The sequence below is a fragment of the Nostoc sp. CHAB 5836 genome, from assembly GCF_020829445.1.
In the GTDB taxonomy this organism is placed as follows: Bacteria; Cyanobacteriota; Cyanobacteriia; order Cyanobacteriales; family Nostocaceae; genus Nostoc.
In genome coordinates, this window is the sequence record NZ_JAIVFV010000012.1 from 1 (window position 1) to 12,488 (window position 12,488).

Consider the following 12,488-nt stretch of genomic DNA (forward strand, 5'->3'; position numbering starts at 1 on the left):
AACGGTAGTTTTAGTTTTTGAATTTTATGGATAACCTGTAGAGTGGAAAAAGTATTTGCTAAAAAGCCAGGGTTTTTGCCGCATAAAGAAAACCGAGTTCTTAATTTTGGATAAAGTCGAGCTAAGAATTGGTTGCCCATGTGATCAGTGCTTGGGTTAAACCATCTAAAGTATATTCTTGCGCTTCTACATCTACACGTCCGAATAAAGCATGACAAGTTTTGGAGGTTTGAGGCCCGATAGAGGCAATACAAACTCCTTCTAATAATTGACTGACATTAGAGTTATTGGAAAATATATTATTAGTAAGTTGACAGAAAAATTGCACAGTTTTAGAACTCGCAAAGGTAATCACATCTATCTTACGATTTTGGAGAGCTAACTTTGCCGCAGGTGCAATACTACTCGGACAACAAGATTGATATGCCGCAACTTCAATTATCTTTGCTCCCTTGAGAGTTAATTCCTTAACTAAAACTTCTCTTCCGCCGCTTTCAACTCTGGGAAATAAAACCTTTTTACCATCCAGTTTTTCTGGAAAATTTTCTACTAAAGAATCGGCAACAAAGTTGGGGGGAATAAAATCTGGTTGGAGACAGTGTTGTTTTAGACTATAGGCTGTTTTCTCGCCAACGACGGCAATTTTGACACCTGCTAACGCACGGATATCTTTACCTTGGGCCATTAGCCTTTCAAAAAAGTAGTCTATGCCATTGGTAGAAGTGAGAATTAACCAGTGGAAGTCAGATAAATGAGCGATCGCATGATCTAAATCTTCCCAACTAGAAGGCGGGCCGATTTCTAAGGTAGGCATTTCGATGACTGTAGCACCTGATGCGATGAGGCGATCGCTAAATTGGCTCGACTGTCCAACTGAACGTGTCACCAAGATTGTTTTACCAGTAAGGGGAAGGGGAGATTGGGAGAAGTTGCTTGACATAGCAGGGGGACTAGGAGTTTTGGCTGTAGTTGAATCCTGACAATCTATTTTCTCAGGTTGTAAGTACTTGCGTAGCCCAACAACTTCGCCAATCACAATTACCGCCGGAGAAAGGGATAATTCGGTGGTTTGTTCCAGAATATTGCCTAGTTGCCCGATCCAAATTTGTTGAGCAGGAGTTCCTGCCCAACGGATAATGGCAATGGGTATTAAGTGCGATCGCCCATGCTGCACCAGTTGATGTATAATCTCTGGTAGATGTTGCCCTCCCATCAAAATTACCAGTGTATCTAAGCGTGAGAGTGCTTCCCAGTCTAAAACCTCTGGCTGGTGAGCGGTAAGCACTGCAAAAGTGCGACTCAACACCGGATCTGTGAGGGGAATTCCTGCCAACAAGGGTGCTGCAAGGGCTGAGGAAATTCCTGGTATCAGTTCAAAATCACAACCAGATGCTTTCAACGCTTCAATTTCCCAAGTGCAACGCCCAAAAATCAATGGATCGCCTGATTTGAGCCGTACAACTTGTTTTCCTTGCAAACAGTGCTTTACCAGTAACTTGTTAATCTCTGCTTGGGTTGTACTGGGTTTGCCACCGCGTTTGCCGACATCCAACTTCAGGCAATTATCTGGTACGCACTGCAATAATTGAGCATCTACTAAAGCGTCGTAAACTAACACCTGAGCAGCAGCTAAGAGATTGTAAGCTTTGACTGTTAGGTATGCTGCATCTCCAGGCCCAGCACCTACAAGGTAGACTTTGCCTCTTTCATTTGTCATTTGTCATTTGTCATTTGTCATTTGTCGTTTGTCGTTTGTCATTTGTCATTTGTCGTTTGTCATTTGTCATTTGTCATTTGTCCTTTGTCGTTTATCAATAGTTCTTCTTTCCTGCTCTCCCTGCTTCTTTCCTAGTCCCTAATACTTCGATTTTGCGGTTCCTGAGTTTACGGTGAGCGCAGTTGAACTGCGTAAGTAAGTCGGTGAAAATAAATCAAACTATGTGACGAAACGTAAACAGGCTTGAAACCCTTGCCAAGGACGAATGACAAAGGACAAATGACAGCCATCACCAGTTATCTTTAATTGCGCCGACCTACTTAGTCGAACGCGGGTGCGTCCCGCTCTTAAGGGCAGTACAAGTGCCCAATGCCCAATGTTCCATAACATTTATTCAATTCGTTCGAGTGTTAATTTTTTGAATTAGCTGATCAACTTGCTCAACCATCTCCTTGTTTTCCTGTGCTTGGAATAACTCTCTGGCTTTTTTGAAATTAAAAATCGCTTCTTCTAGCTGTTGTTCCCTTCCCAAAGTGATGCCCAAATTATAGTAAGCATCAGCATAGTTGGGTACAAGGCTAATGGCTTTTTTGTAATGTGCGATCGCTTCTTGAGGTTTACCTTGATCGTCCATCGCGTTTCCCAAACCCGTGTAAGCTTGTGCATGGTTAGGATCAAGGTGAATCGCTTGGGTATATTCGGCGACTGCTTCTGCTAGCTTGTCTTGAGCGTATAAAGCACTTGCTAAATTATAGTGAGCCTCTGCATACTTGGGATCGAAACTTATAGCTTTTTTGTACTGTGCGATCGCTTCTTCTAGTTTGCCTTTAGCATACAGAGCATTTCCCAAGGCGTTATAACTTGCTGGATTTTTCGGATCGAAACCAATGGCTGCTGTATATTCGGCGACTGCTTCTGTTGGTTTTCCTTGGGCGTACAAGGCGTTCCCTAAGTAATAGTGAGCGTCTGCATATTCGGGATGGAAACTTATGGCTTTTTTGTACTGAGCGATCGCTTGTTCTAGTTTACCTTGAGCGTAGAGAGCGTTTCCTAAGTAAAAGTGAGCTTCAGGATACTTAGGATCAAGGCTGATGGCTTGATTGTATTGTGCGATCGCTTCTTGAGGTTTACCTTGATCGCCGAGAGTATTTCCCAAAGCAATATAAGCTTGGACAAATTTTGGTTCTAGTTCAATTGCTTTACGAAAAGCTGCCTCTGCCCCTTTCAAATCTCCTTGTTTTTGGAGATTGGCTCCTTGCTCGAAGTTAGTAACTGCTTTTTTGTTCTGGGGAAGTGCTGCTTGATTTGAGTCTGGAATTTTTGATAAAACAACGCCAACATCTTTACCAAAGGCAGTATTCCCATTACTCAAACACAAGCAGATAATAGCTGCTACCAGTAGATTCTTGTTTTTCAGCATTTTTATCAAAAAAGTAAAGGTTCAAAACCTCGTCTGCAAGTGGGGCGTTCGTGCTAGCGTCTCGTCAGAGAAAAAGTCCTTGGCTCTCAAGGTAAGTAAAAGCCCCAACGCCACTTGCTTTATGGCGGGGAACCCGTCCACCACAGTGGCTCCCCCCAATGCTCTTACACCAGCAAAAGCATAGCTTTGGCGGAATTATAGCAGGAATTATAAATGATTAATCGAACTTGATACAAGTGTACTCTCCAAGGGGATCACTCCAGCTGCTACCCTTCAGTCTCCCTTAGCCGCCACAGGCATCGCTCAATTATGAAACTAAAGCACTATACTTTTTTAGTACGCAAAGATGGAAGATATGTCACCCTGGACTAGTCTTATAACTTCTCTGACACTCTTGCTCTACTTGATCATCACAATTAATGTTGGTCGAGCCAGAGCCAAGTATAAAGTACCACCTCCGCAAATGACAGGAGATGCGGACTTTGAACGGGTGCTGCGTGTTCAGCAAAATACCCTAGAACAATTAGTTTTTTTCTTACCAGCTTTATGGTTGTTCTCTTTCTACGTCAACCCATTGTGGGGGACACTTGTGGGTGCTATCTGGCTTGTGGGCCGAATTGTCTACGCTTGGGGATACTATCAGGCGGCCCAAAAGCGGATGATTGGCTTTGTCATTAGTTCTATCAGCAGTATGGTGCTACTCTTAGGTTCCCTGGTTGGCATCATCCTGTCTTTGGTGCAGCCATAAGTTATATCATGTCCGGTTGATTAATGGAATACGCTTGGGTTAAGCCCCAAATCCTTTGTAGAGACGTTGCAATGCAACGTCTCTACATCTGACAATTCAGGTTATGTGGAAAAGTCCACCAAAAACCTAACCCCCTTCCCGATGCCAGAAAGGGGAAATTCAAAGTCTCTCTCCTTAAAGGAAGAGAGAAATAGAAGTGAGGTTTTCCAAATGACCTGAGAAGTTTAGTCAAGTTTTGTATAGCAGTGTCAAGTCCTTGTTTCCATAAGTTGAATAATGGCTGCAACTAATTCTTCTGGGTTAAGAGGCTTGGGTAAATGCATCTGAAATCCCGCTTTTAGTGCTTCTTGCTGGTCATCGTTTCTCGCAAAGGCAGTCAAGGCAATTGCTGGAATTTGTCCACCTTGTTCTGGCGTCAAAGTTCTCACTTGATTTATTAACATATAGCCATCTATTTCGGGCATACTAATATCGCTGACCAACACATCTGGCTTTTCTTCTGCTAGGGTTTCTAATGCTTCCAATGCAGAAGATACCGCGATCGCAAAAGCCCCTTCTTGCTCTAATACAAAAGCAACAAAATCTCGCGAATCCGCATCATCATCGACAACTAAAACCTGAATACCAGTGAGGGGTAAGGAGTTAGTACCTAACAATATAGGGTAGTTTTTTTCATCCATCAGCCTTGGGCTTTCATCTGCCAGAAGCGGTAAGCTAACAGTAAATATTGCCCCTTTACCCTCACTCTCACTCTCTGCTTTGACGATGCCACCATGCATTTCGATGATATTACGCACAATTGCCAATCCTAGTCCTAATCCACCAAAATTTCTCGTAGAGGTGCTATCTGCTTGGCGGAAGTAATCAAACACGAATGGCAAAAACTCAGCACTAATTCCTTTACCTGTATCACTAACTATGATTTGAGCATAGCCATCAGCTTCCTCTAGTCGCACTTCTACCTTTCCTCCCTTGGGTGTAAATTTGATAGCGTTAGAAAGGAGATTCCAGACGACTTGTTGCAAACGAGTCGAGTCGCCCATAACTTGTCCTACATTCGGTTCAAATGCTGTATTCACCTCAATCAACTTTGTTTCTGCTGCTAAATGCATTGTCTGTAGCGCCGATAATATCGTAGACTCTAGATTAATCTTCGTAATATTCAGCGTCAGTTTGCCCTGTAAAATTCTGGAGATATCCAGTAAGTCTTCAATAAGTTGAACCTGTAAGTTGGCATTTCGCTCGATTGTGGCTAGTGCTTCAGATGTCTTTGTTTGGTCTAACCTGCGGCTTTGCAACAACTTTGACCAGCCAAGAATTGCATTTAGTGGAGTGCGTAGTTCGTGAGAGAGGACGGCTAAAAATTCATCTTTGATTCGATTGGCTGTTTCTGCTTTCGCTCGTGCTACTTGTTCTAATTCCAGCAGGTGCGCTCGTTCTTCAAGTATTTGTTTTTGTTCATGGATATCTGTACACGTTCCAAACCACTTTACTACAAAACCTTGCTCATCTTTGAGCGGTAAACCTCGTGCTAGCTGCCAACGATAGGAGCTATCAAAAGCCCGTTTAAAGCGATATTCATTGTTATATATAGTTTTACTTTTTACAGCATTAGACCATACCTCATTAGCATTTTGGACGTCATCTGGATGCAATGCAGCCAACCAACCACAACCCAAAGACTGCTCTAATGTTAGCCCAGTGTATTCGCACCAATTTTGATTAAAATAATCACATTCACCATTAGCATTAGTTGTCCATACAAGTTGAGGAATTGCTTCAGCCAAGTAACGGTAGCGTTCTTCGCTTTGTCGGAGAATTTCTAAGATACGTTGGCGTTCAAGAATTTCTTGATGTAATTGCTCGTTAGTTTTGGTAATTTCGTTGGTGCGAATAGCAACCATTTCTTCTAGATGATTCTGGTATTTTCGTAGTTCCTCCTCTACCCGTAAGCGTTCGGCTATTTGTGTTTGAAGTTCTTGATTTGCTTGTTCTAATTGAGTAGGGCTAGGAAGTGCCAGTGCTTGTGGAACTAAAGGCACAAGTTCTAATGCTGTAATTACAGATATTGTTGCAGTTACTGCTTTGAGAAACCCTGACAGCCAATAGGTTGGATGCCAAAGTGTCCAAATTTCCATTAAATGAGTAGTGCCGCAAGCTACGATAAATCCACTAAATAGCAGAAAAATCCAATCAAAGGGCAAATCCTGTCGCTTGCGGACAAAGTAGAAGAGTGTAGCTGGTATGGAGTAATAAGCTAGTGCAATGAATGCGTCAGATAATATGTGTAACCAAACTAAATTCCTTTGCCATAGATAGCAGTGTCCATGTGGAATAAATGATTCGGATGTAAAAAAAATAGTCCACAATTCTGATATTATGTATGACATAAATACTTAATTTTTTTGAATCTATAGCAATCTGATTTGAGTTTCAAACTTATTTGCATAGGCAGGGATTAAGGAGAAACGCGATTAATCGCATTTGTACAGGGGAATAGGGAATCAGCCTTTTGGAGTTGTAGGAAGTTTTTTCAAAAATCAAATAGTAGTCCTATATAAAATTTACTACTAAACCTATTTTTTAATTAGCCCAAGTTATTCGGACATATAGGACTACTATTTGATTTATGAACAGATACGTAGGGGAGCCAGTCGTGTGGGCGGGTTTCCCGACTTGAGCGAACTGGCGTTGCGTTAGCGTTTCGCGTAACGCACCGAATCCTTAAGAATGGTGCGTTACGCTGTCGCTAACGCACCCTACAAATACTTAATGTTGTTCAAAAATCAAACCGGATTCCTATATTAATTTTACTATTATCCTGCCTTAAGATAGGAATAAGAGAACGAGGAAACGAACCCCAAACGCAAGTGCGTCTCGTTAGAGGATGTTTGAAAAGTCCTATTGTAAGTATCAAAACGTTCCAGATCCCCCTAAATCCGCCGATAAATTGGGGGTCATGATGGGAATGGTAAAAAAATTAGGAGACACAACAGAAAGATTTAACGAACTTTGCGGGTTTAAGTCCCCTGCCTCTATAGACAACGCGTTTTGTGTCGGGGTCTAAATCCTCGGACGCTCTCTACGAGACGCTCTGCGCGTTCGCAGACTCGCTACCGCTACGCTAACACAAAACCTAATTACGAATTACGAATTACGAATTACGAATTATTTTAAGATTCACTTGACTTAGCACTCATTTTATCTAACAGTTGAGTGATTTTTTTAGCTTTTTCAGGTTGGCGCTGTTTTTGTAATAAATCTTTAGCTTGTAGCAGGTTAGTTTTAGCTTCTTCTTCGCGTTTTTGCTGCATGAGAATATTCGCCAGACGCAAGTAAGCATCAGGATTTTTCGGAGTCCGACTAATTACTTCCCGGAATAATTCTGTTGCTTCCTCTACTTGGCCTTGCTGGTTTAAAACATCTCCCAAAAACAAGCGCACTACATCATTAGTAGAGTTGAGAGAAATCACTTTGCGAAAAGCTGTTTCTGCGCCTTGGTAATCTTGTGCTTGAGCAAGATTGATTCCTTTTTGAAACAAGTCTGAAGTAATTAAAGTTTTCCAAACAAAATAGCCAAGAATTGATAGACTGAGAACAACTACAAGAGCAGCGATAATAGAACTAGTGGGAAAGGTTTCTAGCATTGTCTAAGCCAAAAGGCAAGCGATAGGAAAAATTAGATATTCTATAAAAAAGAGTTTCCAGATAAATTGGTAGAATTGAGCGATCGCACTTTTATCTTGTAAGTCTACCGTCAAACTCCGCAACCACAGCCAAACCAATAGCCCCAAATGAGCAATTATCAGGAATATGGCGTTAACTGAGGCGAGGCGCAGCACCCCAACCAGAATTATTCCCAGATAGCAGGTGGTTATTACCCAAAGAGCAAGATTAAACACAGCTTGCGGGCCGAGTTTAATAGTGAAAGTAGTAATATTGTAGAGGCGATCGCCTTCGATGTCGGGGATATCTTTAAAGATGGCGATCGCAAAGGTAAACACCAAAATAAATAACGTCAGCACCCACACTACAGGCTCAATTGTTTGGCTTTGTTGCAATGACCAATTGTAATGCAGATACAGTCCTAAGTTAACAATCGTGCCGCGTACCGAAAAAATACACAGCGCTGCCCAAACGGGAAACTGTTTTAAGCGAATTGGCGGTAAAGAATAAGCAGTACCAATGGCCAAACTAATCGCTACCATACCCAATAAGAATGGCCCCGTTAGCCACGCCACAATTAGCGCCAAAATCCCAGTAAAAGCAACAATTAATTGCCCTGTTTGCTGGGAAAACTCACCAGATGCTAGGGGTAAATGAGGCTTATTAATTTTGTCAATTTCAACATCTTCTAATTGATTCAGACCCACAATGTAGACATTGCCACACAGACAAGCAATCCATGCGCCGAACACAGGGAGTAGGGAATAGGTAGAGACCTGATTAATCGCGTTTTTACTAATAGCAATGGCAATTAAATATAAACTCAAAACACTCAGACTTGTACCAATAATCGTGTGAGGACGAGAGAATTTCCAGAAAGCGTATAACCAATTGAAAAATGATGGAACAGGGTTACCTGGTAAAGGGCTGTTTTCAGAACTCTGGTTCATGAGTAGCTTAGATACAATATTCTGCTTGTTGTTAATCACAGGACTTACGCAAAATCATGAAAAAAAGAACCGCATTCGCGTTAGCGTCTCCTCTTGGGAGAAGGACGCAAAGGACGCAAAGGAACAAGAGTTTCAGAGAGTTTTTGCGTAAGTCCTAAATCATTGTCACAGAATTTGGTCACCCTTAATTATTTAATTGAGTTTTGTTAGTTTCTCTCAGGGTTGAGTTCGTTGATTTCTCTGCACTTGGCCTCTGCGGCTTGATATGCTACTAAATAGTCTTGTCCACCTAACATGACATCACCGTAATATTCATAAGGTGGATCACCATAGATTGGCAATGGATCATCTTCTGGATAATCTTCTTTCGATTCTTCAATGATGGCTTTCAGTTTTTTAACGGTCAGCTTCTGTGCAGCAAAGTACCAGAGTTCTTCGGGATTTTTGTTCAAGTGCGGTAATGTAGGATCGATAATGTGTATAAGAAAGTTATTACCCGATATATTGTCTAGCTCGATCCAACTGTGTTCAATCGGTCTGTATGGTTTCCCAGGAAAAGCTAAAAATCCCTGAATATATTTTGCTCCCTCAGTGGATAATGCTGCTTTGTAAGCATTATCAAAGGGAGTGCTAGCTCTACTGTTTATCCGTTCAGCAATTTTGATTGACAGCGTTTCATCCAATAGTTTGTTCATCATTGACCTTTTTTCAATTCAAAATTCAAAATTCAAAATGAATAATCAGAATAATTTTGAATTAATTAATTCTGGGTACAGAGCAAGTACTGATTGTCTTTAATGTTGAATTAATAATTTTGAATTCCCCGAAGGGGTTGACATCTCGGCTAAGTTTAATCTTATCTGTATGGCTACTTTATTAAATGCGTAAATACGTTTTTTGTTATGGAGTTTTTCATCTTATATTTACGGATTCTAATTTTATCATGAAAGATTGTCTGATTATTCGGACATGATACAATACGGTTCACTTAAGGCTAAAACTCTTTTTCTTTAACGAACCGCAGAGGCGCAGAGGGCACAGAGAGAAGAGAGAAAGAGAGGGGAGAAATGCTTAACTGAACTGTATTGGGACATGATATGATTAATCCACCTCAAGCCGGGAAATCTTTCTACAGGGCTGGCTTTCCAACTTACATAGTTTCAGGTTTTTAGCTTCATGGGGTTGTGGAGGTATCAAGTTTTATCCGATCCGTCTTGGGACTACAGGGGCTTCCCCAACAAACTCGTCCAGAGGGCATATTAGTAAAAACACTACTACGAGCGCCAATCACAGCATTAGCGCCAATTTCCACTCCTGGCCCAACAAAACAATCAGCTGCTACCCACGCACCGTTGTCAATGGTGATACTCGCTGTTTTCAAACCAAAGGCAGGGTCTTGGATATCATGACTACCAGTACATAGGTAACTTTTCTGGGAAATTACGCAGTGTTCACCGATGCGGATCTGATCGAGGCTGTATAAAACTACGTTATCTCCAATCCAACTGTAGTTGCCAATGGTAACTTTCCAAGGGTAGGTGAAGCGGGCGGTGGGTCGAATTAATACGCCTTTACCGATACGAGCGCCAAATAGTCGTAGCAAAGCGCAACGCGCAATATTTAATGGTTGAGGAGTGAGGGTAAAGGCGATCGCTTGTACAAACCACCATAATAAAATATACCAAGCTGGACGACCCCGGTCAAACCAAGATTGGTCATATTTGCGTAAATCTACGAAGGGTTGATCATTGGTCATTCGATTTTGGATTTTGGATTTTAGATTTTAGATTTTAGATTTTTTTAGGGCTTATATCAATTTAATGTGAAGCTGCATAATAAAGAACCCCACCCTAACCCTCCCCGAAATCGGGGAGGGAACTGGATTTTCGCCTCTTTGCTCTTCGTTCGGGGAGTAAGAGGATGTTTGAAAGTCCAAAATTCAAAATCTAAAATTGGCAAAGTTACGAGTCAATAGTCAATAACTTTCCCTCTGCTCCCCTACTCTCCTGCTCCCCTGCTCCTTCCTTTGGGGGAGTTGCAGTATTTAAGTGACCACCACAGTTGCGTAACTCGTAAAGTTTAACGCCAATTTGATATTCATATTGACTCAGTAAGCGTGCATAGATATATCCTGCTTTCCCATCCAAAAAACCGCGTTGAATAATATAGAATATAACAAACCGTAAAATAGGTTTAAACGGCAGGTGTACCCACACTTTTTTCAAAAAGCGCTTGCGTTGGACTGCATCACCAAAGAGATTAGCGCCGATAGTTCCGCTATCATTTTTACCTGTGAGAATATTAAAATAAACACTAGCTTCCCAATTGGAATATCGATTGTGCCGTTCTAACCAGTGGTAAAGGTCGCGGAAGTCCTCGTGGAGCATATCGTTTTTGAGATACCCAACTTTCCCCTGTAAAATCACGTGTTCGTGAACTTCATTATCACCAGTATTAGGAATATCTTCTGTATTTAAATTTTCGTAGCGACCTTTTTTATGTTTAAATAAACGCAAATTCCAATCGGGATATTTACCACCATAGCGAATCCATTTTCCTAAGAAAAATACCCGGCGGTTGAGATAATAACCTGCATATTCATTGTTTTGAATTGCTTGGTCAATTTCCTCCCAAAGTTCGGGGGTGATGCGCTCATCACAATCTACAATTAGCACCCATTCGTTACGAAAAGGTAAATTATCTAAAGACCAATTTTTCTTTTTGGGCCAGCGTCCATTGAAGTTGAATTGTACAACATTTACACCGCAACTTTTAGCAATTTCAATGCTGTTATCAGTACTTTGAGAATCTACTACAAATATTTCGTCTGCTCTGCTCAGGCTAGCGAGGCAGGCAGGCAAGTTTACTTGTTCATTTTTTGCTGGAATTAGTACTGAAACTGGTATTTTAGATAGCATAGGAGTATAAATTATGTTATTAGCTATTTCTTATTTGATGTAGAGAAAAGACCCTGAATAGCAGCATTTAAGTAACCAATCTGACCGTAAGCATACACAAGTTTATCAAACCGTTCTGCTGGATCAGAGAAATATTGCAATGCTTTATACAAGCCGCGGATAAATCGTTCGCTACCTCGTTGCAATTGAGCGATGCCAGCTTTACCAGCAAGTTGTTCTCGATAGCATTCACTGATACCCTGCCACCAGCCTCGGTTTAAAAACCAGGAGCGTTGGAGGCGTTCTGGGGCAACATTGTGAGCAACCAGCGCTTCGGGAAGATAAGCAACTTGCCAACCACGCTGTATGGCAAATTCGGTCATTTGCAGTTCTTCATTTGATAAGAGATTTTTCCCCACTCGACCGAGATGAGGATCAAAGCCGCCAATCTCTTCTAGGAAACTGCGGCGGATGGAGTAATTTAAGCCTCTGGGTGTTGAGCCAGGTTGGTCGATGTAGATGTTACTGTCACCCAAGTCGTATGCACCGAGATTTGCAGCTAGCCCTGGAGATAGCCACCGTGGTTGTTGAATTCCTGGGGGCCAGAGGAGAGTGACTTTGCCGCCTGCGATCGCGAGTTTAGAATTATTGTAATAGGCAAAATATAAAACTTGTAGCCAGCGATCGCAAGCAACAGCATCGTCATCCAGATAAGCCAGAATATCACCACTTGCTACTTTTGCACCCGTGTTGCGGGCGACAGATAAACCAATGGTGGGTTCAAATACATACTTCAGGTGCGGATTGTGGGCCCTTTGTTCTACAACCTCACGAGTGCGATCGCTAGACCCATTATCAACTACCACAATTTCAAAGTTAGCAGCAAAATCCTGTGCTAAAAGACTATCAATTGCAGCCCCTAAATAGGTATCTCGATTGTGAGTACAGATAATGGCAGAGAGTTGGGTATCTGACATAGATTTCATTTTGGATTTGAGATTTGGGACTTTCCTGCGGAACGCTACGCGTAGCTTGCTTCCCCGGAGGGGTACGGCTTTGCTCAGTCGAACGATTTGAGATTAAAATCTTA

Annotated in this window: 11 protein-coding genes; 1 reads left to right on the top strand and 10 read right to left on the bottom strand. The window is 41.8% G+C overall.

What is annotated here, in order from left to right; all coding sequences use genetic code 11:
- Positions 1 to 121 precede the first annotated feature (121 nt).
- From cobA to LC605_RS04120, 3 genes are all read right to left on the bottom strand, one after another.
- Entirely contained in the window at positions 122 to 1,717 is a 1,596-nt protein-coding gene (gene cobA / locus LC605_RS04110) for a uroporphyrinogen-III C-methyltransferase (protein WP_229546302.1), read from the bottom strand.
- Positions 1,718 to 1,936: 219 nt separating this feature from the next.
- Positions 1,937 to 2,107, bottom strand: a complete 171-nt coding sequence (locus LC605_RS04115; RefSeq protein WP_229546303.1) for a hypothetical protein — start codon at positions 2,105 to 2,107, stop codon at positions 1,937 to 1,939.
- 4 nt (positions 2,108 to 2,111) lie between these two features.
- Positions 2,112 to 3,137, bottom strand: a complete 1,026-nt coding sequence (locus LC605_RS04120; protein ID WP_229546304.1) for a lipopolysaccharide assembly protein LapB — start codon at positions 3,135 to 3,137, stop codon at positions 2,112 to 2,114.
- 355 nt (positions 3,138 to 3,492) lie between these two features.
- Between LC605_RS04120 and LC605_RS04125 the strand changes: the two genes are divergently transcribed.
- Positions 3,493 to 3,885, top strand: a complete 393-nt coding sequence (locus LC605_RS04125; RefSeq protein ID WP_229546305.1) for an MAPEG family protein — start codon at positions 3,493 to 3,495, stop codon at positions 3,883 to 3,885.
- Positions 3,886 to 4,133: 248 nt separating this feature from the next.
- Here the strand turns inward: LC605_RS04125 and LC605_RS04130 are convergent, their stop codons facing one another.
- The 7 genes from LC605_RS04130 to LC605_RS04160 all read right to left on the bottom strand — a co-directional run bounded on the left by LC605_RS04130 (position 4,134) and on the right by LC605_RS04160 (position 12,375).
- Positions 4,134 to 6,275 carry a hybrid sensor histidine kinase/response regulator gene (locus LC605_RS04130; protein ID WP_229546306.1) on the bottom strand — a complete coding sequence of 714 codons (2,142 nt, stop codon included), beginning with the start codon at positions 6,273 to 6,275 and terminating at the stop codon, positions 4,134 to 4,136.
- Positions 6,276 to 7,058: 783 nt separating this feature from the next.
- Positions 7,059 to 7,532, bottom strand: a complete 474-nt coding sequence (locus LC605_RS04135) for a M48 family metallopeptidase (protein ID WP_229546307.1) — start codon at positions 7,530 to 7,532, stop codon at positions 7,059 to 7,061.
- A 3-nt stretch (positions 7,533 to 7,535) separates the two neighbouring features.
- The gene (locus tag LC605_RS04140; RefSeq protein ID WP_229546308.1) at positions 7,536 to 8,501 is read right to left on the bottom strand and encodes a homogentisate phytyltransferase; all 966 of its coding nucleotides are present in this window, start codon (positions 8,499 to 8,501) and stop codon (positions 7,536 to 7,538) included.
- A 206-nt stretch (positions 8,502 to 8,707) separates the two neighbouring features.
- Entirely contained in the window at positions 8,708 to 9,196 is a 489-nt protein-coding gene (locus LC605_RS04145) for a hypothetical protein (RefSeq protein WP_229546354.1), read from the bottom strand.
- 479 nt (positions 9,197 to 9,675) lie between these two features.
- Positions 9,676 to 10,257 (bottom strand): hormogonium polysaccharide biosynthesis acetyltransferase HpsU, encoded by a 582-nt coding sequence (gene hpsU / locus LC605_RS04150; protein ID WP_229546309.1) that lies wholly within the window; start codon positions 10,255 to 10,257, stop codon positions 9,676 to 9,678.
- 205 nt (positions 10,258 to 10,462) lie between these two features.
- Positions 10,463 to 11,419 carry a glycosyltransferase family 2 protein gene (locus LC605_RS04155; RefSeq protein WP_229546310.1) on the bottom strand — a complete coding sequence of 319 codons (957 nt, stop codon included), beginning with the start codon at positions 11,417 to 11,419 and terminating at the stop codon, positions 10,463 to 10,465.
- A gap of 23 nt (positions 11,420 to 11,442) precedes the next feature.
- Positions 11,443 to 12,375 (bottom strand): glycosyltransferase family 2 protein, encoded by a 933-nt coding sequence (locus tag LC605_RS04160; RefSeq protein ID WP_229546355.1) that lies wholly within the window; start codon positions 12,373 to 12,375, stop codon positions 11,443 to 11,445.
- Positions 12,376 to 12,488 lie beyond the last annotated feature (113 nt).

Excerpts from the sequence above, each read along its gene's own strand:
- cobA (WP_229546302.1), bottom strand. The coding sequence starts at position 1,717 with ATGACAAATGAAAGAGGCAAAGTCTACCTTGTAGGTGCTGGGCCTGGA.
- LC605_RS04115 (WP_229546303.1), bottom strand. The coding sequence starts at position 2,107 with ATGTTATGGAACATTGGGCATTGGGCACTTGTACTGCCCTTAAGAGCG.
- LC605_RS04120 (WP_229546304.1), bottom strand. The coding sequence starts at position 3,137 with ATGCTGAAAAACAAGAATCTACTGGTAGCAGCTATTATCTGCTTGTGT.
- LC605_RS04125 (WP_229546305.1), top strand. The coding sequence starts at position 3,493 with ATGTCACCCTGGACTAGTCTTATAACTTCTCTGACACTCTTGCTCTAC.
- LC605_RS04130 (WP_229546306.1), bottom strand. The coding sequence starts at position 6,275 with ATGTCATACATAATATCAGAATTGTGGACTATTTTTTTTACATCCGAA.
- LC605_RS04135 (WP_229546307.1), bottom strand. The coding sequence starts at position 7,532 with ATGCTAGAAACCTTTCCCACTAGTTCTATTATCGCTGCTCTTGTAGTT.
- LC605_RS04140 (WP_229546308.1), bottom strand. The coding sequence starts at position 8,501 with ATGAACCAGAGTTCTGAAAACAGCCCTTTACCAGGTAACCCTGTTCCA.
- LC605_RS04145 (WP_229546354.1), bottom strand. The coding sequence starts at position 9,196 with ATGAACAAACTATTGGATGAAACGCTGTCAATCAAAATTGCTGAACGG.
- hpsU (WP_229546309.1), bottom strand. The coding sequence starts at position 10,257 with ATGACCAATGATCAACCCTTCGTAGATTTACGCAAATATGACCAATCT.
- LC605_RS04155 (WP_229546310.1), bottom strand. The coding sequence starts at position 11,419 with ATGCTATCTAAAATACCAGTTTCAGTACTAATTCCAGCAAAAAATGAA.
- LC605_RS04160 (WP_229546355.1), bottom strand. The coding sequence starts at position 12,375 with ATGTCAGATACCCAACTCTCTGCCATTATCTGTACTCACAATCGAGAT.